The organism is Corynebacterium hiratae (assembly GCF_009708045.1).
GTDB lineage: Bacteria > Actinomycetota > Actinomycetes > Mycobacteriales > Mycobacteriaceae > Corynebacterium > Corynebacterium hiratae.
Genome location: NZ_VIOG01000009.1, coordinates 61175 through 84430 on the forward strand (window position 1 = coordinate 61175; position 23256 = coordinate 84430).

A 23256-nucleotide genomic window follows, 5' to 3' on the forward strand; every position below is an offset into this window, starting at 1 on the left:
TCCTGTCGCAGAGGCTGGCATAGTGGCAACCATGGTTGACATACACTACTTTGCCGCAGCCCGCGCTGCCGCGGGGCGCGCGCAAGACACGGCGCAGGCGGCGACCTTGGGGGAGTTGCTGGACGTGTTGCGTGCTCGGCATACTGGCAGCACCGAGGCCGGCATGAGCTTTGCGGAGGTGCTGGAGCGCTGCACCTTCCTGGTGGATGGCGCGAGCGCTACCGAGGACGCCGTGCTTGCCGACGCTTCCCGTGTCGACGTCCTCCCGCCTTTTGCTGGGGGTTAGTTGCGGACCCGCAGCGGGCTGGTGAAGAAGTTCACCACGCCGGAGACAACCGCAAGCACAATCGCGCCGATGATGGCGGCACCCCAACCGTCGATGACGAGCGAGTCCATGAGCGCGCTGACGAGGAGCAGGACCGCGCCGTTGATGACGAGCGCGAAGAGGCCCAGTGTGAGGCAGGTCAGCGGTGCGCCGAGGAAGCGAAGTACCGGGGTGACGACCTCGTTGACGATGATGAAGACCGCCGCGATGAGCAGGAAATTCTGGGTGGTCGCAGGAACGATGTCGATTCCAGGGACAATCGCCACTACTGCCCAGAAGGCCACCGCGACGGCAATGACGTTGAGTGCAAAATTGATAAATATCTTCACAACTGCACTCTAACGCGGAAACTAACCCTCTGCACCGAAGGCAGCGTCCCAGGCCTTAAGCAGGATTTCGGTTTCCTCCGCCGTGGTGACGGAAATGCGCACGCCCTCGGGGAAGGCGCGGACCAGGACGTCATTCTCCGCGAGTTTTGCGGCGACGTCCTGCGGGGAGCCCAGCTTCGCGATGCTGTCGGCGGCAAACCAGATGTGGTTGGCCTGGGACTCCGGAACCCCAAAGTCCGCGAAGTGCGTGACCAGGCGGTCGCGCTGCTCAACGGTCTCATCGGTGCGCTCGCGTAGCTCCTTCTGGGCGGCCAACGAGGCCACCGCACCCGCCTGCGCGATGGAGTTCACGGAGAAGGGGATGGCCACTTTGCTTAAGGCCTCGATGATCTCGGCGTTGCCGAAGGCATAGCCCAAACGGACACCGGCCAGGCCATAGGCCTTGGAGAAGGTGCGCAGGCCAATGACGTTGTCGTGGGTGTGGACATAGTCGGTGGCCAGCGGGACGGCGTCGTTGCGGTTGTACTCGATGTAGGCCTCATCGAGCGCCACGATGACGTCCTTCGGGACCTTGGCCAGGAAGGCGTCGAACTCCTCCTTGGTGATGATGGAGCCGGTGGGGTTATTCGGGTTGCACACGAAGATCAGGCGGGTCTTGTCCGTGATGGCAGCCGCCATGGCCTCCAAGTCCACGCGGTGATCCGCGGTGAGCGGAACCTTGACCGGGGTGGCGCCCACGACCTGCGCGAAGATGGGATAAGCCTCGAAGGAGCGCCAGGGGAAGACAATCTCATCACCGGGCACGGAGGTGATCTGCACCAGCTGCTGGCAAATGGCGGAGGACCCCGCACCGGTGGTGACCTGCTCTGGGGTGACACCGAGGTTTTCGGCGAGTGCCTTGCGGATTTCCACCGCGCCCATGTCCGGGTAACGGTTGACGTGCGCGGCAGCAGCCTCCATGGCTTTGAGCGCGCCGGGCAGCGGCTCCTGAGTTGCCTCGTTGGAGGAGAGCTTCAAGGCGTGCTCGGCATTCTTGCCGGGAACGTAGGCGGGCAGGGAGGAAAGGTCTGGTCGAATCATGTTCTCTACCTTAGGCGTTGCGGGGGCCGCGAGGGCCGAAGTCGAAATCAGCGGTCTGCGGGCCGAAGACTTGCAGGCCCTTCGGCGCGTCGAAGGCGTCGAGGCGCACCTCGAGGAAGGCACCGCGCTCCGGGTGGGCGGCGATGTTCTCGAGGGCCTTCGCCAGCTCGCCTTCGGTGGAGGCCACGTAGGACTCCATCGAGGTGTCCTTCTTGAACACCTTCGGCAGCGCCGTGTAATCCCACATTTGGATCTCGTTGTACTCGCGTTCCATGCCCAGGATGTAGCGCTCGATGGTGTAGCCATCGTTGTTAACCAGCACGATGATGGGCTTGAGGTCCTGGCGCAGGATGGTGGACAGCTCCTGTGCGGTGAGCTGGAAGGAACCATCGCCGATGAAGAGGACGTGGCGGCGCTCCGGGTTGGCCAGCTGCGAGCCCAGCACGCAGGGGAGGGTAAAGCCGATGGAACCCCAGATGGTGGAGTTAATGTACTGCACGCCCTCGGGCATGCGCTGCTGGCCCAGGCCGATATTGGAGGTGCCGGCTTCGGCGATGACCACGTCATCTTCCTGGATGAAGCCGAGCATCTGCGGCCAGATGCGCTCCTGGGTCAGCGGGGCATCCGGGTTCGGCTCGAAGGCCTCGGGCTGGAATTCCTTGGTTGTGGTTGCCTCCGCTTCCGGGATGCGGTCCAGGAGGACGTCGAGAAGCTCCAGCGTATTGATGCCCACGAAGAATTCACCGTCGGCGTTGAGGTGCTGGTCGCCGAAGTTATAGACGCGGGCGTCGGCCAGGTTGTGGGTGAAGGAGCCGGAGTTGACCTCGATGAAGCGCGGGTTCGTGGTGACTAGGAAGTCGGACTTTTCGATGCGCTCCTGCACGCCCGGGGCAGAGGCCGCGCCGTTGTAGGTGCCGATGAAGAGCGGGTGGCGCTCAGACAAGATGGCCTTGCCGGAGGAGAGCTGGGAGTAGGGCAGCTGGGCCTTGTCGATGATGGCGCGGAATTTCTCCGTGAAACCGTGGCGGTTGGTGTCCTGGTCGATGAGGATGATCGGGTCCTTGGCCTTCGCGAGGTGCTCCAGCACGTAGTCCGCAGCGGCGTTCAGGCGCTCCGGATCGGAGGTTGCGAGCTCGGTGGAGAAAGGTTCGTCGGGGACCTCGATGGTCAGGTGAGTGATATCGGAAGGAATCTGGATGTGGACCGGGCGCTTCTCGCGCAGGCAGGTGTGCAGGGCGCGGTCGAATTCCTCGACCACGTTCATGGGGGACACGCGTGTGGCCACTTCGGTGAAGGGCGCGAAGGAATCCAGCATGTTGGCATAGTCGCCGTCGGCAAGCGAGTGGTGCAGGTTCCAGCGGAACTCCGTGGCGTACTGCGGCGGCGCGCCTGCCAGCGACACCAGCGGGACGTGCTCAGCGCGGGCACCAGCGATGCCGTTGAGTGCGGAAAGCTCGCCCACGCCATAGGTGGTGAGCAGGCAGCCCACGCCCTTCTGGCGGGCATAGCCGTCGGCAGCATAGGCGGCGTTGAGCTCGTTGCAGGCGCCGACGAAGCGGATGCCCTCGGAAGCTTCAATCTGCTCGAGGAAGCTCAGGTTGAAGTCACCGGGTACGCCGATGATTTCAGTAATGCCGATGGCCTTGAGGCGGTCCAGGATGAAATCACCAATGGTGGTCTGCATGAGAGGGTCCTTTCTATTTGTTTCGGGCGTCGTGGCGCTTCTTGCCCAGCCAGATGAGGGCCAAGGTCACAATCCAACAGGGTAGGACAATGGCGCCGGTGCGGTAGTCGGGCAGCATGAACATCAAAACAATGACGAGTGCGAAGAAGGCCAAGCACAGGTAGTTGGCAAAGGGGTAGAGGGGCGCGCGGAAGGCCGCGTCCGGGCAGCGCTTGCGGAAATTCAGGTGTGCAAGGGCGATGGCGGACCAGGAGATGAGCTCCGCACCAACGATGATGGCGAGGAGAACAATCAGGATCTTGCCCTCGAAGAGGAAGTTAAGTAGCACGGCCGAGCCCATGAGTAAAGAGTTGAAGAGCAAGGCGCGAACCGGCACGCCCTTGGCGCTGACGGAATTGAAGAAGGGTGGGGCTTGGCCGCCGCGGGAGAGGTCCCGCAGCATGCGCGCGCCGGAGAAGGTCATGGTGTTGAACACGGAGACGGCGGCGACCAGCACGATGAGGTTAAGGCCCGTGGCGGCGGCCGTAATGCCCAGGGTGCTCAGTGCGCGCACGAAGGGTGAGGTGGAAGTATCGAGTTCATTCCACGGGGCGAGCAGCACGATGATGCTGATGCCGCCGACGTAGAAGAGGAGGATGCGCCAGATGACGTTGTTGATGGCCTTGGGCAGGCTCTTGGCGGGATCCTGCGCCTCGCCTGCGGCGGTGCCGATGGAGATGATGCCGCCGAAGGAGAAAATCACCGCGACGAGGGAGAAGAGCATGCCGGTAGCGCCGTTGGGGAAGAAGCCACCGTGCTCGGTGATATTGCTTAAGCCCAGGGCGGGCTCCGGGGTGAGGCCAAAGACGATGGCCGCGCCGACGATGATCATGAGGATGAGCGCGGCGACCTTGATGAGGGAGAGCCAGAACTCTGCCTCGGCGAAGGCACCGACGTGCACCAGGTTGATGGCGGTGACGATGACGAGCGCGACGAGGGCGGTGAGCCAGTGGGGGATCCCGGGGAACCAGAAATCCATGATGGTGCCGGCGGCGGTGAGCTCCAGCATGCCGACGACGATGGTGGTAAACCACCAGTTCCAACCGGTGACAAAACCGGCGATGGGCCCGATGTACTCGCGGGCATAAGCACTGAAGGAGCCTGCGACGGGGTGCTCCACGGCCATCTCACCAAGCATGCGCATGATGAGGAAGATGATGAAGCCGCCGATGGCGTAGGCGGCGATAACGCCGGGACCGGCCTCCTGGATGGAGGCGCCGGAGCCTAAGAAGAGGCCCGTGCCGATGCACGAGCCAAAAGCGATCATTTGCAGGTGGCGCGACTTCATGCCGCGCTGCAGGCCGTCGTCAGTATTGCCGTTGTCGCTGGCGACAACGTCCTGTGCCCTGACGGGATGGTTGGTTGTGGTCATGTAGACGCCCTTCATGAACGTAAATATGTGACGTTAGTCATTGAACTGTAGGAGATTATGGCGCACCACAGTTTTGTTTGTCACTAGACAAGAAGCGGAAGTATCTTTGACATATGTCAAAAGTACCGCCCCCGCAGCTGACGAGCATCCAAGACATCGTCGACGAATGCGCCCAGATCCTGCAGCGCTCCGTTGAGGTGACCACCCCCGCCATCGCGGTGATTGCCGCTAGTGCGCAAATCGGTGCCATCGATAAGAACCGTGCGGCCTCTATTCTGAACCGCACCCCGCCCCCGGAACCCATCCCGTGGATGCTCAGCTTCGGCATTCAAGAGGCGGTGTTGCCGGTTCGCCTGCCCGCCAACCCGGGCTATGACATGCTGCCCCGCGTGGTCATCCCCCTGCGTCATGAGGATCGGCTCGTGGGCTACCTGTGGATTATTGATGAGCCCGCGCTGGGTGATGCCCCCTTGGTCCGCCTCGGTTCTTTAACGGCTCCGCTGGCCAGGCTTATCGACGAACGCGATGCTCCCCTCGCTGCCCGCGCCCAGCAGCTCGGCGAGCTGGCCCGCGAGGTGCTCACCGGTGATCCAGCCGCGCTGGCTGGGGCGCGTGAGCGCGATCTCTTGCCCTCCGATGGTGAGCTGACCGTGCATCGCGTGCTGGTGGAAGGCGATCAGCGCGCGGTGGCCGTGGAACTTGCCCGCCCGCTGGTGCGCCGGCCCTTCTTGGTCGCGGACTCTCATGATTCACTCGTGCTCGTTGAGTGCCGTCGCGATGACAAGGACACCGAGGCTCTCATGGAGGAGCTAAAGAGTGCTGCGCTCGTCGCCGGCGCCGAGGTGGTGGCGCGTGGCTCGGCGCCGACGGCCCCGCAGGCGCGACTCATGGCGGATGTGGCCAAGCTCTGCGGCCAGGATTCTCTGCGCTGGGAGGAGGCCGGCGCGTGGCGGCTGCTGCGCGGATGGGAGCTGACCTCAGCAACGGTGGCGGAGATGAGCCCGGATGCCGCGGTGCTTCTCGACGACCCCCGCAACTCCTACTGGCACACCCTGCTGACCTATTTTGAGCATTCCCGCAATGTCTCTGCGACCTCTAATGCACTCTATATTCACCGCGCTACACTGCATTACCGCCTAGACCGCGTGCGCGAGATTCTCGGGCCCGGCGTGCTGGATGACGGCTGGCGTTGCGCGGCTCTCTACGTGGCCCTCAAGCTGCATGCGGCGCTTCAGGGAAAGAATAGGGAAGCCCCATTTTGTCCCTAAGGGAAGCGCTCAGGTAGAGTGATGGACGATTCATTGCGAATCGCTGGAGACGTGCCAGAGCGGCCGAATGGGGCTCCCTGCTAAGGAGTTGACTTACTTGCGTAGGTCCGGAGGTTCAAATCCTCTCGTCTCCGCAAACTACAGAACCCGAGTCATCGTTTCACCGGTGGCTCGGGATTTTACGTTTTCAGTTCCTTCGTAGGCCCAGTCCGCGAGCAGAGAACTTAGAATGAAGGCACTGAGCTTAATCTGTGCTGGCTGGGAGCGTCATGGAGTTACTAGAAGGGCCAATTTGGGATGTGGAAAGTAACGCGAACATCGATCCCGATGAGAGCTTTGTCCGAATTATGCTGCATGAAGAAAGCGTTGTAGCTGAATTTACTATTGCCGAGCTGTGTAGTTTCTTTGGAATTAACGGTTTCGAATGTCTGCAGCGACAATTCAAGGCCTGGCATGACTTGAACGCTTTCGCGTGGGATTCAAAAGGGGAAGTTCACTGTGAACAGATCCCTTTCTCCGAATATTTTGTTCTTTCCAAAATTGATGAGTGCTATTCCCCGCAGCCACTTCCCGAAGCAACGAACGGCATAGTGAGATGGGGGATGAAAAAGAAGTAAATATCGGGCGAATGTGCTTGATGGCGAAATGGGGCAGGGTGGTTCCGAAGAATTTTCGGTCTCCTAATTCCGCACTAGCGTCAGGACCAATACACCGATTGAGAGCGCGAGCATGCCTGACTAGTTAATCCAGAATTCACTGCCGAGGAAGTGGGCGCGGACATGGGCTGCTGTGGCTGCGCAGAAATGTGCGATGATGCCAACCATGGCTGCGATACCTACGCCGGGGAACCAGAGACCGACGATGAGTCCTGTGGCTGCGAGGCGCTCTAAAACCGGAAGGGCCAGTTTGTCGGCTGCTAGATGCACCACATGGAAAGGGTCCATGACTTTGTCTGCTTGTGGTAGTTGCTCCTCGACTGCGGTGGCATATCCGGTGAACCCATCCATGCTCACCACCTGTATCTGCTCCCGGAAGCTGGGGTCGCGCTCTTTAAGCCACCCGCTTCAGCACGTCGGCAGATCTGCCCGGTCGCATGTCTAACAAACGAGCAGGCCCACGCCCGTCCACCAGCGGGGTAAGGTCAACAAGTATGGTCACCAGGTTTGATGCCTGGCCTGGTTTTCGGGTGTGTTTCCATACATGTTCATCGACTCCGAGGACGCGAACCCCGTCCAGGTGACAGGGGTCGCCGTAGACAAGCTGGCGGCAGGCATCTAGTGCGACTTTATTGACCAGGTCCCAGCCCACACCGAGTGCTTTGGCGGTAGCTGACACACTCATCCGATCAATAGCAAGGCGCTGCAAGATCCAGCGGGTGACCCGATAAGTGAGCTTGGCGCCGTCATCAGCGCAAGCCAGAGATTCTTGGAAGATCTTTCTCTTACATGAGGCGGCTGTACACCGGAATCTAGGAACTTTTACGTGCAGCCTAGTGGGGAATCCAACGACAGGAAGATCAACGAGTCGACGGGTGATGTGGTCGCGTAACTTGCCTGACTGTCCGCAGTCCGGGCACACGCCGACAACGGCTACTGGCGTGGCCTCAATGATGGTCAACGCTCCGGCATCAGCGGCACCGGTGATGGCAAGTCCGATTTCCGCGGTACGGCAGATGGTCCGATAGTGTCAGCAACGAGGTTTCCAGTAGGCTTCACAGTACGGGTCCCTGGTGGGTTTAGATGGTTGTGTAGGAACTTTCATCTTCACACCAGGGACCCCTACATGTTGTGGTGACCCGCTGAACCCGTCATGTTCTACCTCACCCCGCTACGCACCCCAAAACCGGAAGAGCCTCTAAAACCGGAAGGGTCAGCTAAGCACTGACCCGTTATGTATTATTGGGTTTCCATACGCTTAATGGCGATAAACCAAATTGAAGTACCCGACTTCGAAACTTGCACCTATAAAAGGAGATAGGGTTGTCGCTTTGGGAAAATAGAGACTACAAATTGCTAATGTCGGGGCAAACAGTAAATGTAGTCGGTAATCAAATAACTACTTTCGCCCTATTTCTTGTAGTTCTTAACGTTACTAATTCTCCATCCGCTGCAAGTTTTTCGTCAGGATTATTTGTCTTAAGTATGGTTGTTTTGGGTCTGCCAATCGGCCGACTAGTAGACAGATATTCAAGACTAGTAATTCTTAAAATTTCCGCCACACTTGGCGTCGTTGGTTCCCTGTTATGCGTCTTTGCGGCCAATGGACATTATCCGATATCTCTTTTTGCAGTTTCAGCTTTCTTGCTAGGGGGTATCTCCTCGGCTTTTGGTACGGCAGAACGCGCATTTCTTAAAGAACTAATCCCCCCGAACTTGTTAGCAAAAGCCATGGCCGTTAATCAAGGTCGATACTCGATCGGAACTTTAATTGGGCCACCAATTGCAGGTCTACTTATCTCGCATTCGGCGCAAGCTCCTTTTTGGGTTGATGCAGCCTCATTCTGCTGGGTTCTAGCTTGCCTTTTGTTAATTCGTTTCCGATCAAGCGAAACAGACTCTTCGGAAACCCTCAGCGAAACGCCTCCGCTACGCCCAGCATGGGATTGGCTACGTGGTCAAAAGCAGCTCTTCTCCATCGGTTGGTATAGCCCGTTGATGAATTTTTCATTTGCTGGAATAACAACACTTTCGCTACTTAGTTTAAAATATGCATCTTTCAGCTCATTCTCGTTGGGAATATATCAGGCTGCAATTGGATTAGCAGGCCTAATGGGCGCAGTGATTGCAGGAAAGCTAGTCGAAAAAGCGCAGGCCGGAAGGCTAATTCTTTACTCCATGTGTTTGTTCACTGTAGCGCTTGCAGTAACCATGGTAAATAGTACGTGCATTATTCTTGGAATGGTGTTGGCTGGATTGGTCCTGCCAGTTTTCAACGCGCCGTGTAGTGGCTTTTTTGTAAAATCAGTACCGCAAGAGTTTCAAGGACGTTGTACTGCGATTCTGTCAACATCTGCGATGGTAACCATGCCTATCGGAAATGCACTTGCCGGCGTGCTCTTCGAGCACTTCGGAGGGTTGACGGCAGTAGCCTTTTTTGCTTTGGTCTTGATTCTCTCAGATCTGTTTTTCATCAAGAAAGGCGACGTTAAATCCATTCGTTTATAGGAGTCTACTTCCCCTTGATGACGCTAATCGCCCCTGTTTCGGGAGGTATTGTCCGCTTTAAGTTGAGGGCTTGTTGGTGTATTAATTGCTTGATTTCGCTGCTTCAACCTATAGAACCCTAGTCACCGTTCACCGGTGGCTCGGGATCTGCGTTTGTTGTTGTCATTCTAGAAGCGGGTGCCAGCGCAGATCTCGGAAGCGGACAAAGCCCTGATCTTGGCTCAGTAGGGTTGCTTCTTCTATTACGGCCGCAGCTATCCAGGCATCAGGGATGTCGCTGGCTTTAAGTTTGTGCAAGCGCACCAATTCAGTGAAGGTTGTCCAGGTCCCTGGGCTGGAGCTTAAAAGGGTGCCGTTTGGGGCTTCTAAAATGGTATTGAGTGCAGTCAGCGCTTGCTGGGCGGTAAGTGGTTTGTGAAAAAGCTTGTGGTTCGTCATGACTCGAAGAAAGCCCGTTGCCACAACATCCAGGAGTCCAATTGTTTCATGCCGATTTAGAGCACTACTTAGCCATTGTTGAGCGGGTTTATGTTGCGGTGCAGCGGAGTGGAAGACATAAACAAGAATGTTGACATCAGGAATGATCATCGAGCACCGCCCACACAGCGTCTTTGTCGCTGAGATCAACTAGAGCCGGTCCGCCGCAATCGAAGGAGGGCAGGTTAACGGGGGTGCCTTCGGTACTGATGCGGGTTTCCTTCTTGAGGGCAGCGCGGACCGCCTCTTCGACGTATGAGCTCAAAGTGACATTGTTGGCTTTGGCTTGGACCTTCGTTTCTTCAAGGAGTTTCGGCGGGAGGTTTATCGTGGTGCGCATACCTTTAGGGTAGAAAGCATCAAGTCATCATTCAAGAGGTGCAATGATGTATCTGCCTTCAGGAAGCCGTGAAAGGTTGACTGGTGTCTTAATTCAGTGCGAGCGTCAGGATCAGTACTCCGATGGAGAGTGCGAGCATGCCTAAGCAGTTGATCCAGAATGCGCTGCCGAGGAAGTGGGCGCGGACATGGGCTGCTGCGGCTGCGCAGAAATATGCGATGACGCCAACCATGGCTGCGATACCTACGCCGGGGAACCAGAGGCCGGCGATGAGTCCTGTGGCTGCGAGGCATTTGATGACAATGAGTGCCCACCACCAGTCTTTGGGGAGTTTGACACCGCTGAGGCAGGCTTCGATGAAGGGGACTGGCTTGAGGGAGAGGGCGGCGTCGCCAAGCAGAATGGCTGCTAGCAGTAGGGAGGGCCAGGCCGGGGAGGATTCTAGGATCATTGGGTTACTCCAAATGCGGTGTTGAGGCGTTCGATCGATGCGGCGGCTTGGGATGTGAGGTGCTCGGTGTCGTAGATTCCGGCGGCCCAGCCGATGAGCAAGCCGAGGTAGACGTTGTACAGCAGGTTGGAGTACTCGGCCGCATCGTCGCTGCTGAGTCTGGAGCCGAGGCGCAGGGTGATTTCATCGGTCAGAAGCGTTTTGAGCGCGGTGAGCGCTTCGCCTTGGTTGCCTTGTTGGATGAGTGCCGCGCCGAACGCACGAGAGAGTTCTTCGTGGCCGGTAAACATCTGAAGGAATGGTTTGAGGACGTCGAGGAGACTATCGGATTGTCCCCGGATGTCGTCGTGGAGTTCTGAAATGTGTTGGCCAATGGTGCGAATGAGCAGCGTTTGTTTGTCGCCGACTCCCATGACGGTTCCCACGCTGACGCCAGCTTCGGATGCGATGGTCCGGATGCTGGTGGTGGCGTAGCCCTGGGTGAGGAAGAGATCATAGGCGGTGGCCAGGACCTTGCTGTCGGTGCCAGCTTTGGCGGCCGAACGCGACGAGTGAACGTGTTCAGTGAACATGTTCAAAAGGGTAGCTCTTGATGGTTTCGGGGTCAATGGTGCCGAGAGGCTGGCGGCTAGATCAGTGCGGGGAAGACGCGGTCACGCAACAGATGCGCAAGCTCGCGGTCGGGTGCTGCCGGGTTGACCCAGGCGGTGTCGCCGATTTCGGCGGCGGCGTGGGGGTCGTCGGTGGTGACGGTGCGGGTGCAGGTGAAGATGGTGCCGACAATGACTGAAACAGCAGGTAGGCCGAAGCCTAAAGGAGGCTAAATGTCAGCAGGGGGAATTGCAGCACGATACGCCTTCTTGCGGGCTCTCGCAAGGATTTATGGGGAAGTGTATACGTTTGTCTACGGTTTCCATTTTTGCTTCCAAATTTGTCTACCACATGTAACTCTAGGGGTGTCCGAGTTCGTAGCCATCTTCCCGCGAAAGGGATAAGGGCATGTATTGCCCCAATAAATGTGCGCCTCTGGTAGTGCTGATTGCGGCAGCATCAGTTCTCGCTCCAGTTAATGCACGTCCTCAGCGGGTAGGTTTTTAAAAGCTATCGTTGCACTAAGTGGCGAAGGTTTTAGGGTCGCGTGCTTGGAATTTCGCCATATGGACGTTGCTGAACTGTCTGGAGAGCAGTCAGAGAGAATTTACCGGTTAGGGAGAATAAATTATGTGGAAGAAAATCTTGGCCACTATTGGCGTTATTCTGATGGCGCTTTCCGTTTATGTTCAATGGCCGTATGCTGTCACGATTGCTCTAGCAGTTTTGGTCATTGTCCTTGTGTTTCTTCCCAGCGGGAAGAAGTAAATGCCTGAGTAGGGGTGGGTATTTCAGCGGACCTGCCTCTGTTTTATGTTGATGAGCCGAGAAAATGGGCGCGGAGGTGCGCTGCTACAGATGTGTAGAAACAGGCGATGCGGCCTGTGGCTTCGAGGTGCTATTTACGAAAACGTACCTACCCAGCCAGCGCGGGGAAGACGCGGTCACGCAACAGATGCGCAAGTTCGCGGTCGGGGGCTACTGGGTCTACCCAGGCGGTGTCCCCAATTTCGGCGGCGGCGTGGGGTTCGTCGGTGGTGACGGTGCGGGTGCAGGTGAAAATCGTGCCGACGACGACCTCGCCCGGTTCGTTAGCGGCAGGAGCGTCGAAGGTGCCGAGTTCGTTGAGGTTCTCGGCGTCGAGAGTGAGGCCTACTTCTTCGGCGACTTCGCGCAGGGCGGCGTCGACAAGCGCCTCGCCCGCCTCAGGCTTGCCGCCGGGCAGCTGGTACTTGGTGGAGGACTTCTTGCGCACGGTAAGCACGTGACCTTGCGGGTTGCGGATGACGACGGCTGCGACTTCAATCATGGCCGCCGATTGTAGTGGGGTAGCGAAAGCGTTAGAAAATTTTTGTTTGTCGATACAAGTTGGCGGGGTGTGTGGGGGGCAAGGGTTTTGTTTCAGCAAACCATATCAACCTTTAAGTATTAATCATGGAAATTACTTTATTGGTTTCGGCAGGTTAGAGACTCGCAGCTTCAACGGGTATACTGCCTTCAGTGCGCCAAAGTTGGAAGATTTTTATCAGAGATGTAGCCAGGCTTGGCCGCGTCCCCAGGGCGTGGATCATCCTCATCGGACTCATCATCACTCCCGCGTTGTATTCATGGGTGAACATCGCGGCTTTTCGTGACCCTTACGGCCATACCAATAACATCAAGGTGGCCGTGGTCAACGAGGATAAGGGTGCTAACAACGAGCTGACGGGGAAGATAGATGTCGGCAGTGAGGTCATTGAGAAACTCAAAAAGAATGACCAGCTAGGCTGGCAATTCTTTGAGCGCGACGAAGCCGAGAAAGCCCTTTTAGAGGGGGACGTGTATGCCTCGGTGACGATTCCGGAGGACTTTAGCGAGAACCTCGTGAGCATGCTCGACGGGAAGTTCACGCAGCCCCAGTTGGTCTACCGCGTCAATGAGAAGAACAATGCCATCGCCGTGAAGATCACGGATGCCGGTGCCAAAGGTCTGGACAAGCAGATCACGGCGGCCTTCAAGGAGCAGGTGGCCACCGTCGCGGCGGAGAACATCAAGGACACCGGTACCGACTTCGAGCGAAAAGTCACGCGCGCGATGAACAACACTAGTTCGGCCTTCGGGGAGACCGCGCAGGAGATTGACGGCAACCGTGAGAACCTCGCGCGCATCCAGGGAAAGCTTGACGCCGCCGCTGATTCCACGTTGGGCGCCAAGTCCACGGTGGCTGATGTGAGTGCTGCGCTGGGCGACGCCCAAACCGCCCTCGCCGAGGTCTCCTCCCTAGTCGAGCAGGCCCAAGGGGGCATCGGTGACTTCACCGACCAGACCACCGGTGCCTTCGTCAGTGGCGCAAGTGCGGTGGCGGACGGTACCGCCAAGGCGCAGGAATCCATCGCGGATGTCACAGCTGGCCTGAACCAGGCCGGTGACCGTTTCGATTACGCCACGCAGCGGGCGAACACTGCTATTGACGCGAGTGCGGAATCGATTGCGCAGCTTAAAGCCCTGCGCGATTCCGCAACGCTCTCACCGCAGGTGGCCAAGGAAATTGATGACGCCATCCAGCGCCTCGATGAGGGCAATGAATCCAACCGCCAATTGGTGGGGAACCTCAATGCGCTGAGCAAGGATACCCAGGCCGCAGCGGACAACGTGCAGGCTAGCGCGGAGGCCATCAACCAGGCAGCGGCAGATACCAAGGCCACGTCGCAGACGCTGCGCGATACCGTGACCACCGCCGTGCCGGAAATCAACCGTGCCATGAGCAATCTGAGCTCCATGGCGAGTGCTTTGAGCTCCACCCTGGAAGCTCAGAAGGGAACCATGCAGGAGGCCAATGGTCTCCTGGACGGCGTGGCCCAGCAGCTGCGCGCCACGAAGGACACCTTGTCCGATTTCGATACCAACCTCCTGGCCCTGCAGGACAGCCTGCGCGCTATGCAGGGCGATGTAGGCTCGCTGCGTGCCGCGATGAACTCCAAAGTCGTTCAAAATGTCACCGGGCTGGACGCGGAAGAAATCGGTAAATTCTTTGCGGAGCCCATCGAGCTGAAGACCGAAACCGTGTACCCGGTGGACAGCTACGGCTCCGCCATGGCGGCGCTGTTTACTAACCTCTCTCTGTGGATTGGTGCCTTCGTCCTCATGGTGATCTTCCGGGTTGAGGTCGATAAGGAGGGCTTCGACCGCATCACGGTGGGCCAGGCCTACTTGGGCCGCTTCCTCCTCATGGCCCTGATGGTCATCATCCAGGCCGTCACGGTGACCGTGGGTGATCTGCTCATCGGCGTGCAGACCGTGAACGCGCCTGCCTTCATCCTGACGGGCGTGCTCGTGGGATTGGCCTACTTGAGCATTATCTATGGGTTGTCGACGTCCCTGGGTCACCTCGGCCGCGGCCTCTGCGTGGTCTTTGCCATCATTCAGATTCCAGGTGCGTCGGGCCTGTACCCGATTGAGCTGCTGCCCAGCTTCTTCCACAGCATCTACCCGCTGCTTCCGTTCACGTACGGCATTGACGCCATGCGCGAAACCATCGGCGGGTTCTACGGCGACCATTACTTCAAGAAGATGGGCGTGCTCGCCTTCATGTTCATTCTCTTCTTCGTCTTCGGCCTTCTACTGCGCAAGGCGTTGGCGCACTTCAACGTCATTTTCAACCGCGAGCTGAAGGACACCGAACTCTTCGACTATGAAAACGTGCAGGTTGTGGGCTCCGGCTACCGCATCGCGGACGTCATCCAGGCGCTGGATAGCCGCAGTGGCCTCAAGAGGGATTTGGACCGTCGCGCTCATAACTGGGGCTATTGGCTCAAGATGGTGGCCATCGCGGGCGTTATCGGCGTGGTCATCCTCATTGTTGTCTCGGGCCTCTTGCCCGACCAGAAGCCGTTGCTCTTGGGCATTTGGACGGCGTGGTGCTTCCTTATTATTGTCGCCGCGGTCACCCTGGAGTACCTGCGCATCAGCTTGAAACAGTCCGCGGAGCTCGTGACGTTGGATGAAGATGACCTTATTCATCCGTCCAGCATCGGCGCGGAGTCCACGGAGGGGGATAACTAATGCGTGGAACACTCGATCTTTTCCTCAACGATATCCGCACCGCATGCCGCAACGTGATGAGCGCGGTGATGCTCGTGGGTCTCGTCGTCATTCCGATGCTGTTCACGTGGTTTAACGTGTTGGCTAGCTGGGATCCCTTTGATAACACCAGCCAGCTCAAGGTGGCGGTGGCTAGCAAGGACACCGGCTATGAGAGCGATCTGTTGCCGGTGCCCATCAACGTTGGCGACCAAGTACTCAATGAGCTGCGCGCGAACGAGCAGCTGGATTGGGTTGTAACCACCTCCGATGAGGCGATTGAAGGTACCAAGTCCGGTGAGTATTACGCAGCCATCGTGCTCCCGGAAGACTTCAGTACCGACATGATGAACTTCTACACGGATGGTTCCCAGCCCGCGGATTTGTCCTTCTATATGAATGAGAAGAAGAACGCGCTGGCGCCGAAGATCACCGGTCAAGGCGCAGAGGGCGTGTCGGCTCAAGTGGCTGAAGCTTTCACCACGACGGTCGGTGACGTCTCCTTCGATCTGGTCACCTCACTCTCCGATTTCTTGAGCCAGGGTGATACCAAGGCTGTGTTGGACCGGATGCAGGCGCGCGCGGATGGCGTGCAGACCCAGCTCGATATGGCCGCCCGTACCGCGCGCTCCCTGGCTGGACTCGTGGATACCGCGGTTCCGCTCATGGAAAGCGCCCAGCGCATTGCGGACTCGGCGGACCTGCAGCTTCCGGAGATTCAGTCTTCCTCACTGAACGTGTCCACGGATGCGCTGCAGCAATCGCTCGATGCCACCAGCGCTAGTTATGACGTGGTGCGCCAACGCATTGATGCGCTTTACGCCGACGCCTCCGCCTCCCGCGCCGACCGCGTCGCCGCGCTCAACACCTTGGCCGGCCAGGTAGAAGGCACCATTGCCCAGTATCAGAACCTGCACGGCCACATTGAGGCCCTGCCAATTCCTGCCGGGGATAAAGAGAAGGCGCTCAGCCGTATCGAGGAGGCCATCGACGCGCAGCGCACTCTCCACGCGCGCCTCACTGCGGCCGCGAATGCTCCCGAACCCACGAAGCCGGATCTCTCCAGCATCGACAATGCCAAGAAGGCAGTGGAGGGAATCTCCACCTCTGGTCTGCGTGAATCCCTGCGTGCGCTGCAGGACTCCCTGGGCCAGGTGAGCGCGGATCTGGATACCGCGAAGACTCCCGTCACCATTGATTCCTCTTCCCTGACGGATGCTCGGGATGCGGTACAGAAGCTCGCCTCTGGCCTGCAGGATAAGGCCAACAAGTTCGGCGACCTGCGGAAGGATATCGACTCCGCTGCGGCATCTGGTGACCTGAAGAAGTTGGCGGACCTCATTGGTTCCGATCCGGATGCCTTGGCGCGTGCGATTGCGGCGCCGGTGGACGTCGACAGGCAAGCGGTCTACCCGGTTAAGAGCTTCGGCGCCGGCATGACGCCGATGTACACGGCGCTGGCGCTGTGGGTGGGTGCGCTGCTGACTGCGGTGAGCGTGCGCACGGATGTGGTGGATAAGGATACATATTCGCCGATGCAGCGCTTCTTCGGCCGCTTCGGAATGTTTGCCGCGGTTGGCCTCGTGCAGTCGACGATGCTGATTCTGGGCCTTATCTTCTTCGTGGGCATCGAGCCCGCGCACCCGATTCTCATGCTGTTGGCGGGCTGGGTTAGCTCGCTCATCTTTATGCTGATTTGCTACACCTTCGTGGTCTCCTTCGCCAACGCAGGCAAAGCCTTGGCGGTGCTCATGCTGGTGGTCCAAGTATCGTCGTCGGGCGGTGCCTACCCCTTGCAGGTGCTCCCGGAGTGGTTCCAAAACATTAGCCCGTGGCTGCCGGCGACCTACACCATTCGCGCCTTCCGCGCAGCCATCGCCGGAACCTACCACGGTGATTACTGGCTCTCCCTGTTCGCACTCTTGCTCTTTGCCATACCGATGCTGATTCTGGGCGTGGTCTTCCACAAGCCGTTGGAGAAGTTCACCAACGGCTGGGTGGAGACCTTGGACAAGACCAAGCTGATGTAGCGGTTACTTCGCGGTGCCTTCGGGGTTATCGATTGTGATGATTCACATAATAAAATCGCAATATTCAAGGCTGAGGGGAGTGTCCATCGGAGGTAAATGGCAGTAAGCTGAAGCGCTGTGAAACGCGGTCATTTCCTGGGCCCGGCTCGGCTCACCGCCGTGGGCTTTATCCTGCTCATCCTCGTGGGAACGCTGCTGCTGATGCTGCCGATTTCCGCCAACGTTCCGCAGTGGACACCGTTCCTGCCAGCGCTGTTTACGGCGACCTCGGCGGTCTCCTTGACGGGTCTCGTGGTGGAGGACACCGGCACCTATTGGACGCCCTTCGGCCAAGCGGTCATCATCGCGCTCATCCAGCTGGGCGGCCTCGGCATTATGAGCCTGGCATCGCTATCAGGCATGTTGTTGACCGGTCGCATCAGCTTCAAAGCCCGCCGGACCATGGCGGCGGAAGGTCGTGCTGTGGCTTCCGGAGGCATTCGACATGCCCTGCTGCTCACCTTGATCATGACCCTGATCTGCGAGGCCATCGTCGCTGTGTTTATCGGCGTGCGCCTAGCCACCGAACACGGCGTGGCACCGGGGCGCGCGGTGTGGGAAGGTATCTTCCACGCCATTTCGGCCTTCAATAACGCTGGGTTTAGTACCTATTCAGACAGCGTCATTTCCTTCGCCGCCGATGGTTGGATTCTGATTCCTCTCGCCTTCGCCCTGATTATCGGTGGTCTGGGCTATCCCATGCTGGCGGAGTTCGTGCGACGGGCCCGCGCACGGCTAACGCGCTGGCGTGGCGGCACGCCGCGCATTCACCGCATGTCCATGACCGCCCGGATGACGCTGGGCGCCACCGCGTTCTTGCTGCTGGGTGGCACCGTGGTCTTCTTCCTCTCCGAGGGGGCCGGTGTGCTGCATGGAATGCCGCTGGGCCAGAAGCTGATCAACGCCTTCTTCATGAGCGCTTCGCCCCGAACGGCCGGTTTCAACGCCATCGACTACGGGGAAGCGCACCCGTTGACGCTGATGGTTACGGACATCTTGATGTTCATCGGCGGCGGCTCCGCCGGTACGGCGGGTGGCATCAAGGTGACTACCGCATGCGTTCTGGGCGCGGCGATGATTTCTGAATTCTTGGGCAGGGAAGACACCTCCATCGGGCACCGTCGCCTGCCGCTGTCCACCTTCCGTCAGGCCCTCGCGCTGACGGCCGCCGGAATGATCGTCGTTGCCGTAGGTGTGGCGACGCTGCGCATCTGGGACCCCGAGTTCACCGCGGACCAGGTCACTTTCGAAGTCATGTCCGCCTTCGCCACCGTGGGCTTGTCCACGGGTATTACTGCAAGTTTGTCCGCACCATCGCAGCTCATGCTGTGTCTCATCATGTACGTTGGCCGCGTAGGCCCCACCACTTTCGTGGCGGCACTGGCCGCCCGGACCATCAGCCTGCGCTACCGCTACCCAGAAGAAAGGCCGTTCATTGGCTAACATGTTCAGCGCCCTGCGGCGCGAGAAGACGTCCATCAATATTCCACCGGTCGTCGTCATTGGTATGGGGCGGTTCGGTTCTTCCCTGGCCCGCGAGCTGATGGAGCACGGCGTGGAGGTTCTTGGCATCGACGCCGAGGAGAAGCACGTGCGCGAACACGCCGCGTACCTCACCGAAGCGGTGACCGCGGATACCACCGACGCCGAGGCCCTCCGCCAGCTGGGCGTTGATGAAGTAGAGCGCGTGGTCGTGGCCATCGGTTCGGATCTGGAGGATTCCATCCTTACGGCCTCCAACCTCGTGGAGCTCGGGGTAAGCGATATCTGGGCCAAGGCAGATTCGGATGCGCACGCCCGCATCCTGCGCCAACTGGGAGTGCACCACGTGATCCGCCCGGAGCGCGATACGGGTCGCCGCGTGGCGCACCTGCTGGGCGGGCGTTTTGAGGATTTTGCGGAAATCGCCACCGACTATGGCGTGACGGCGATGACCCCGCCGGCGTCGATAAGCAAGGGTCCTCTCAACCTCCATCAGGTATGGGAGGAGTACAACGTCCAGCTCATCTCCCGCTGTGAGGGGCCGGGCCAATGGCGCCCGCTTGTCGACGGCACCGAGCTCACCCACCGCGACCTCATCGTCGTCGCCGGTAGCCCTGCGGATCTGGAGGCCTTCTCGCAGTCCTAGTCGGCGCGCTCTGGGCGCCTCACACTGTGCAGTGAGGAGCGGGGCGCTACAGTAGCGCCTATGACGAAGGCACGTTTCCCGGGCTCGGTGTATGGAACAGGGGAGGAACCCGATCCGCGCTTCAGCATGGCTAATGAGCGCACGTTCCTGGCGTGGATCCGCACGTCCTTGGCCTTTATCGCCGGTGGTGTGGCCCTGGAGACCTTCGAGCTACCTCTGAACACCACGCTGACTCGCGTCGTCTCCATCATCATGCTGATCGTGGCCATCATCCTGCCGGCGGTGGCGTGGTTTCACTGGGGTGCCTCGGAGCGCGCGATGCGCCATGGGCGTCCGCTCCCGGCTAGCCCAGCGTTGGCACTGATTGTTGGTGTGGTGATCATCATCGGCCTGATGATTCTGGTGGGCGAGCTGCTAGCGTGAGCGAGCTTTTTGATCCAGGCCTTCAACCCGAGCGCACCCGCTTAGCCTGGCAGCGCACGGGTCTAGCCGGCCTCATCGCGGGTTTGCTCGTCGTGCGCTCCGTTGCGCCATGGGCCGCCGTGATTGTTGGGGTAGTGGTGGCCGTGGTGTTGTGGTTGGCCACCGCCAAGCTTCGCGACGCTGACGAGATCCTGGCCCGGGCCGAATCACCTGCCCTGCCCGGGGCCCCAGCGCTCGCCGCCGTTGCGCTGGGGACGATGCTCCTCGGCGCGGTTGCCTTCGCCGCTATCTGGTAGCGCAAACCCCCAGACCTCGATCCCGAAACTCCCTGGGCGGTGGGGCGTCGGCAAGCGCTTGGCGACGCCCCACCTGGGGAGTTGCGGGATCGAGGTCTGGGGATCTGCGGAGGAGGGGGAATTGGGTGGGGAGTGCCCACAGATTGGTGAGCAAACTTTGCAGTTGTTCTGCAATAGAGTTTGCTAACAGGGGTGATTTTATGGCGCTAGCGGGGGTAATGATCGGAAAGTGTTTGTTGGCAGTCTGTGACCTCGATAACCTGAAGTTGTAGGCCCATTCGGCGATCCTAATAACTCTCTCTCAGCTGAATGGGGGCTGGTTAACCAGGAAAAGGAGGGGGCAGATGACTACCCCGCACACTCACGTCTCAACTTCGCATACGGAGGGCGAGGACGACCGCGGCGTCGATACGCGCGAATGGCGCCGCATGGCTATTGGCCTTATCCTCGGTCTCGTTTTGGCCGCTCTTGTGTGGTTTCTCTTTCCCAGCAACGCCGTAGAAACGGTGCTGGAATCACCCGGCGCTAAGGAAGACACCGAATACACCCAGAGCGCGCTGCGCGCCGTAGCGGCCGTGACCATTCTCATGGGCGTGTGGTGGATGACGGAGGCTATCCCACTGGCCGCCACCGCGCTTTTGCCGCTGGTTATCTTCCCGCTGGCCGGTGTGGGCAGCATCAAGGATGTGGGTGCGCCCTATGCCTCGTCTACGATTTTCTTGTTCATGGGTGGCTTCCTCATCGCGTTGGCGCTGCAGCGCTGGAACTTGCACCGCCGCATGGCGCTGTTCGTGGTCAAGGTTGTAGGTACCTCGCCTAAGCAGCTGATCCTCGGCTTCATGCTGGCCACCGGCTTCTTGTCTATGTGGGTGTCCAACACCGCTACCGCAGTGGTCATGCTGCCGATTGGTATTTCGGTGCTTTCGCTGACTGCCGACGCCGTCGGTGGCATGGCTAACCAGAAGAAGTTTGCCACTGCGCTCATGCTCGGTATCGCGTATTCGGCGTCGATTGGCTCGCTGGGCACGCTCATCGGCACCCCGCCGAACACCCTGCTGATGGGCTACATGAAGGAAACTCACGGCATCGTCCTCGGCTTTGGCAAGTGGATGATGGTGGGCATGCCGCTGGCATTCATCTTCCTGTTTATTGCCTGGTTCATGCTGGTTACCGTGTTCAAGCCGGAGATGGACAAGATTCCAGGCGGCCGCGAGCTCATTGATTCCGAGATTGAAAAGCTTGGCCCATGGACCGGCCCGCAGGTCATGACGGGCATCATCTTCCTCGGTGCCGCCTTGGCCTGGGTGATCATTCCCTTCTTTGTGAGCAAGGAATCCAACTACGATGACGCAATCGTGGGCATTGCCGCTGGTTTGCTGCTGTTTACCATCCCGGCCGACACGAAGACTGGCGTGCGCCTGCTGGATTGGAAGACTGCGAGCGAAATGCCGTGGGATGTGCTCCTGCTCTTCGGTGGTGGCCTGTCCCTGTCTTCGATGTTCAACAAGTCCGGTTTGTCTCTGTGGATTGGTGAGATGGCCAAGGGGTTGGGCAGCCTGCCCATCATCCTGCTCATCGCTTCGGTGGCCCTGCTCGTGCTCTTCCTGACGGAGATCACCTCCAACACCGCAACTGCGGCGACCTTCCTGCCGATTATGGGCGGTGTGGCCGTGGGTATCGGCCTGACCGAGAATGGCGACATCAACGTCCTGCTGCTCACCATCCCAGTGGCGCTGGCCGCAACCTGTGCCTTCATGCTGCCGGTGGCGACCCCACCGAACGCGATTGCCTACGGTTCTGGTTACGTCAAGATTGGCGACATGATCAAGGGCGGTATTGGCCTCAACCTGATTGGCTGCGTGCTCATTACCATCACTGTCTACCTGCTTGCCGTCCCGGTCTTTGGGTTGGTCCTGTAGCCCTCAATTAATGAAAAACGTTATCATTACGGGATGCCTACACCCGTTACCGTGCTGTCCGGATTTTTAGGCAGCGGAAAGACCACCCTTCTCAACCACCTGCTTGCTAACCGTGAGGGGCGCAAGCTGGCGGTTGTTGTCAATGACTTTTCCGAAGTCAACATCGACGCCGCCCTCGTCGCCGGCGAGGGCCATCTTGAGCGCGGCGAGGACCGTTTCGTCGAACTCTCCAACGGCTGCATTTGCTGCACGTTGCGCGAGGACTTGATTGAGTCCGTCAGCAAGCTGGCTCGTTCCGGCCGCTTCGATCAGATTGTCATCGAGTCCACCGGCATCTCTGAGCCCATGCCCGTTGCCGCCACTTTCGAGTGGGAGTTCGGGGACGGCACCACGCTTGCCGACGTCGCCCCTATCGACACCATGGTCTCCCTCGTGGATGCCTCTACATTCCTGACTAATCTTCGCCGCGGCCGCAGCTTGGTCTCCGAGAACATTGAGGCCACGCCTGACGACGACCGCACCATCGCCGATCTCTTCGTGGATCAAGTCGAGTTCGCCGATCTCATCCTCATCACCAAGACGGACCTGGTGGAGGCCGCCGAAACCGAGCGCGTCATCGCCACCGTGCGTGCCATGAACCCCCGCGCCCGCGTCGTGCCGGTGACCAACGGGGTCATCGATCCCGCGCTGGTTCTCGACGCCCACCTTTACGACGCCGCCACCGCCGCGACCTACCACGGCTACGCCGAGGAGCTGGCGAACCCGCACGCCCCCGAAACCGAAGAGTATGGCATCTCTTCGGTGGTCTTCCGCGCTGACCGTCCTTTCAACCGCGAGCGTCTGCTCAAGGCCTTGCGTGCGAGCACTGGCTTAGTGCGTTCGAAGGGTTATTGCTGGATTGATGCTGATCTGCGCGTGGCCCACGCCTGGCAGCAGGCCGGTCCCAACCTGCAGATCGCGCCGGCCTCCTTGTGGGCTGCCAACGGCGTCACGCCCGGCACCGAGCTCGTGCTCATTGGCATCGACTTCGACCACGAGTCCACGCTTCAGTCCTTCCGTGACGCCGTGCTTTCCGACGCCGAAGTGGCCGCCCTCGTCTAGCCGCTCCTTAAGGTGAACACGGGGTGAATTGCTATGCCTATTCTCTGGGGTGAAAACATGCATTGACATCGGGATTTGTTAGTTCTCTGGAGTGTGGGTATAGTTATTCCTCGTTGCACAGCAGAGCACACACGCTCCGGC

General features: G+C 59.2%; 22 protein-coding genes, 1 tRNA gene and 1 pseudogene. 14 read left to right on the plus strand and 10 right to left on the minus strand.

The features are described from left to right. The first annotated feature begins 31 nt into the window (after nt 1-31). Nucleotides 32-286 carry a MoaD/ThiS family protein gene (locus FME68_RS08930; protein ID WP_010188351.1) on the plus strand — a complete coding sequence of 85 codons (255 nt, stop codon included), beginning with the start codon at nt 32-34 and terminating at the stop codon, nt 284-286. Here the strand turns inward: FME68_RS08930 and FME68_RS08935 are convergent. From FME68_RS08935 to FME68_RS08950, 4 genes are read right to left on the minus strand one after another with little or no spacing between them, the layout of a single operon-like run. Then, nucleotides 283-654: a phage holin family protein gene (locus tag FME68_RS08935; RefSeq protein ID WP_070546111.1), complete on the minus strand. Its 372-nt coding sequence runs from the start codon at nt 652-654 to the stop codon at nt 283-285. The genes FME68_RS08930 and FME68_RS08935 overlap by 4 nt on opposite strands. A gap of 21 nt (nt 655-675) precedes the next feature. Continuing rightward, nucleotides 676-1734 (minus strand): histidinol-phosphate transaminase, encoded by a 1059-nt coding sequence (gene hisC / locus FME68_RS08940; RefSeq protein ID WP_070546113.1) that lies wholly within the window; start codon nt 1732-1734, stop codon nt 676-678. A gap of 10 nt (nt 1735-1744) precedes the next feature. Next, nucleotides 1745-3418: an alpha-keto acid decarboxylase family protein gene (locus FME68_RS08945; protein ID WP_102234579.1), complete on the minus strand. Its 1674-nt coding sequence runs from the start codon at nt 3416-3418 to the stop codon at nt 1745-1747. Nucleotides 3419-3431: 13 nt separating this feature from the next. Next, on the minus strand, nt 3432-4829 hold the full coding sequence (locus FME68_RS08950) for an amino acid permease (RefSeq protein WP_083295518.1): 1398 nt from the start codon (nt 4827-4829) through the stop codon (nt 3432-3434). A gap of 113 nt (nt 4830-4942) precedes the next feature. Between FME68_RS08950 and FME68_RS08955 the strand changes: the two genes are divergently transcribed. The 3 genes from FME68_RS08955 to FME68_RS08965 all read left to right on the plus strand — a co-directional run bounded on the left by FME68_RS08955 (nt 4943) and on the right by FME68_RS08965 (nt 6714). Next, nucleotides 4943-6097 (plus strand): PucR family transcriptional regulator, encoded by a 1155-nt coding sequence (locus FME68_RS08955; RefSeq protein ID WP_158397323.1) that lies wholly within the window; start codon nt 4943-4945, stop codon nt 6095-6097. Nucleotides 6098-6142: 45 nt separating this feature from the next. Then, nucleotides 6143-6231, plus strand: a tRNA-Ser gene (locus tag FME68_RS08960). 135 nt (nt 6232-6366) lie between these two features. Beyond that, nucleotides 6367-6714, plus strand: a complete 348-nt coding sequence (locus tag FME68_RS08965; RefSeq protein ID WP_158397325.1) for a hypothetical protein — start codon at nt 6367-6369, stop codon at nt 6712-6714. A gap of 285 nt (nt 6715-6999) precedes the next feature. Here the strand turns inward: FME68_RS08965 and FME68_RS08970 are convergent. Continuing rightward, nucleotides 7000-7812: pseudogene (locus tag FME68_RS08970) on the minus strand (ISL3 family transposase); the annotation flags it as partial. 300 nt (nt 7813-8112) lie between these two features. On the opposite strand from FME68_RS08970, the gene FME68_RS08975 reads away from it, so the two are divergent. Next, nucleotides 8113-9261, plus strand: coding sequence for an MFS transporter (locus FME68_RS08975; protein WP_158397327.1), 1149 nt, complete (start codon nt 8113-8115; stop codon nt 9259-9261). A 162-nt stretch (nt 9262-9423) separates the two neighbouring features. Here FME68_RS08975 and FME68_RS08980 read toward each other — a convergent pair whose 3' ends face one another. The 4 genes from FME68_RS08980 to FME68_RS08995 form a co-directional block, all read right to left on the minus strand. Beyond that, on the minus strand, nt 9424-9849 hold the full coding sequence (locus FME68_RS08980) for a TA system VapC family ribonuclease toxin (RefSeq protein WP_158397329.1): 426 nt from the start codon (nt 9847-9849) through the stop codon (nt 9424-9426). Then, complete coding sequence (locus FME68_RS08985) at nt 9836-10078, minus strand: YlcI/YnfO family protein (RefSeq protein WP_158397331.1); 243 nt, start codon at nt 10076-10078, stop codon at nt 9836-9838. Before FME68_RS08985 ends, FME68_RS08980 begins: the two co-directional genes overlap by 14 nt. Before the next feature lie 88 nt (nt 10079-10166). Then, nucleotides 10167-10529, minus strand: a complete 363-nt coding sequence (locus FME68_RS08990) for a DoxX family protein (protein WP_158397333.1) — start codon at nt 10527-10529, stop codon at nt 10167-10169. Continuing rightward, nucleotides 10526-11101 carry a TetR/AcrR family transcriptional regulator gene (locus FME68_RS08995; RefSeq protein WP_158397335.1) on the minus strand — a complete coding sequence of 192 codons (576 nt, stop codon included), beginning with the start codon at nt 11099-11101 and terminating at the stop codon, nt 10526-10528. The genes FME68_RS08990 and FME68_RS08995 overlap by 4 nt, the downstream gene beginning before the upstream one ends. 92 nt (nt 11102-11193) lie before the next feature. On the opposite strand from FME68_RS08995, the gene FME68_RS13505 reads away from it, so the two are divergent. Further along, nucleotides 11194-11319 (plus strand): hypothetical protein, encoded by a 126-nt coding sequence (locus FME68_RS13505; protein WP_268865441.1) that lies wholly within the window; start codon nt 11194-11196, stop codon nt 11317-11319. A gap of 717 nt (nt 11320-12036) precedes the next feature. On the opposite strand, the gene FME68_RS09005 is transcribed toward FME68_RS13505, so the two are convergent. Then, entirely contained in the window at nt 12037-12429 is a 393-nt protein-coding gene (locus FME68_RS09005; protein ID WP_046648872.1) for an NUDIX hydrolase, read from the minus strand. 191 nt (nt 12430-12620) lie between these two features. On the opposite strand from FME68_RS09005, the gene FME68_RS09010 reads away from it, so the two are divergent. The 8 genes from FME68_RS09010 (at nt 12621) to FME68_RS09045 (ending at nt 23115) form a co-directional block, all read left to right on the plus strand. Beyond that, nucleotides 12621-15161 (plus strand): YhgE/Pip family protein, encoded by a 2541-nt coding sequence (locus FME68_RS09010; protein WP_328287791.1) that lies wholly within the window; start codon nt 12621-12623, stop codon nt 15159-15161. Further along, nucleotides 15161-17209, plus strand: coding sequence for a YhgE/Pip domain-containing protein (locus FME68_RS09015; protein ID WP_158397339.1), 2049 nt, complete (start codon nt 15161-15163; stop codon nt 17207-17209). The genes FME68_RS09010 and FME68_RS09015 overlap by 1 nt, the downstream gene beginning before the upstream one ends. A gap of 117 nt (nt 17210-17326) precedes the next feature. Further along, a complete protein-coding gene (locus FME68_RS09020) occupies nt 17327-18691 on the plus strand; it encodes a TrkH family potassium uptake protein (RefSeq protein WP_328287792.1) in 1365 nt (454 codons plus the stop codon). Nucleotide 18692: 1 nt separating this feature from the next. Further along, on the plus strand, nt 18693-19376 hold the full coding sequence (locus tag FME68_RS09025; protein WP_070516281.1) for a potassium channel family protein: 684 nt from the start codon (nt 18693-18695) through the stop codon (nt 19374-19376). A 60-nt stretch (nt 19377-19436) separates the two neighbouring features. Continuing rightward, nucleotides 19437-19799 (plus strand): YidH family protein, encoded by a 363-nt coding sequence (locus FME68_RS09030; RefSeq protein WP_070516283.1) that lies wholly within the window; start codon nt 19437-19439, stop codon nt 19797-19799. Beyond that, nucleotides 19796-20095 (plus strand): DUF202 domain-containing protein, encoded by a 300-nt coding sequence (locus tag FME68_RS09035; protein ID WP_070670820.1) that lies wholly within the window; start codon nt 19796-19798, stop codon nt 20093-20095. The genes FME68_RS09030 and FME68_RS09035 overlap by 4 nt, the downstream gene beginning before the upstream one ends. A gap of 344 nt (nt 20096-20439) precedes the next feature. Then, a complete protein-coding gene (locus FME68_RS09040) occupies nt 20440-22014 on the plus strand; it encodes an SLC13 family permease (RefSeq protein ID WP_070510752.1) in 1575 nt (524 codons plus the stop codon). A gap of 33 nt (nt 22015-22047) precedes the next feature. Beyond that, nucleotides 22048-23115, plus strand: a complete 1068-nt coding sequence (locus FME68_RS09045) for a GTP-binding protein (protein WP_158397341.1) — start codon at nt 22048-22050, stop codon at nt 23113-23115. The last annotated feature ends 141 nt before the right edge of the window (nt 23116-23256 follow it).

Bases quoted from the DNA above. Each gene is read 5' to 3' on its own strand.
- FME68_RS08930 (WP_010188351.1), top strand. From the start codon at position 32: ATGGTTGACATACACTACTTTGCCGCAGCCCGCGCTGCCGCGGGGCGC.
- hisC (WP_070546113.1), bottom strand. From the start codon at position 1,734: ATGATTCGACCAGACCTTTCCTCCCTGCCCGCCTACGTTCCCGGCAAG.
- FME68_RS08945 (WP_102234579.1), bottom strand. From the start codon at position 3,418: ATGCAGACCACCATTGGTGATTTCATCCTGGACCGCCTCAAGGCCATC.
- FME68_RS08950 (WP_083295518.1), bottom strand. From the start codon at position 4,829: ATGACCACAACCAACCATCCCGTCAGGGCACAGGACGTTGTCGCCAGC.
- FME68_RS08955 (WP_158397323.1), top strand. From the start codon at position 4,943: ATGTCAAAAGTACCGCCCCCGCAGCTGACGAGCATCCAAGACATCGTC.
- FME68_RS08965 (WP_158397325.1), top strand. From the start codon at position 6,367: ATGGAGTTACTAGAAGGGCCAATTTGGGATGTGGAAAGTAACGCGAAC.
- FME68_RS08975 (WP_158397327.1), top strand. From the start codon at position 8,113: ATGTCGGGGCAAACAGTAAATGTAGTCGGTAATCAAATAACTACTTTC.
- FME68_RS08980 (WP_158397329.1), bottom strand. From the start codon at position 9,849: ATGATCATTCCTGATGTCAACATTCTTGTTTATGTCTTCCACTCCGCT.
- FME68_RS08985 (WP_158397331.1), bottom strand. From the start codon at position 10,078: ATGCGCACCACGATAAACCTCCCGCCGAAACTCCTTGAAGAAACGAAG.
- FME68_RS08990 (WP_158397333.1), bottom strand. From the start codon at position 10,529: ATGATCCTAGAATCCTCCCCGGCCTGGCCCTCCCTACTGCTAGCAGCC.
- FME68_RS08995 (WP_158397335.1), bottom strand. From the start codon at position 11,101: ATGTTCACTGAACACGTTCACTCGTCGCGTTCGGCCGCCAAAGCTGGC.
- FME68_RS13505 (WP_268865441.1), top strand. From the start codon at position 11,194: ATGCGCAAGCTCGCGGTCGGGTGCTGCCGGGTTGACCCAGGCGGTGTC.
- FME68_RS09005 (WP_046648872.1), bottom strand. From the start codon at position 12,429: ATGATTGAAGTCGCAGCCGTCGTCATCCGCAACCCGCAAGGTCACGTG.
- FME68_RS09015 (WP_158397339.1), top strand. From the start codon at position 15,161: ATGCGTGGAACACTCGATCTTTTCCTCAACGATATCCGCACCGCATGC.
- FME68_RS09025 (WP_070516281.1), top strand. From the start codon at position 18,693: ATGTTCAGCGCCCTGCGGCGCGAGAAGACGTCCATCAATATTCCACCG.
- FME68_RS09030 (WP_070516283.1), top strand. From the start codon at position 19,437: ATGACGAAGGCACGTTTCCCGGGCTCGGTGTATGGAACAGGGGAGGAA.
- FME68_RS09040 (WP_070510752.1), top strand. From the start codon at position 20,440: ATGACTACCCCGCACACTCACGTCTCAACTTCGCATACGGAGGGCGAG.
- FME68_RS09045 (WP_158397341.1), top strand. From the start codon at position 22,048: ATGCCTACACCCGTTACCGTGCTGTCCGGATTTTTAGGCAGCGGAAAG.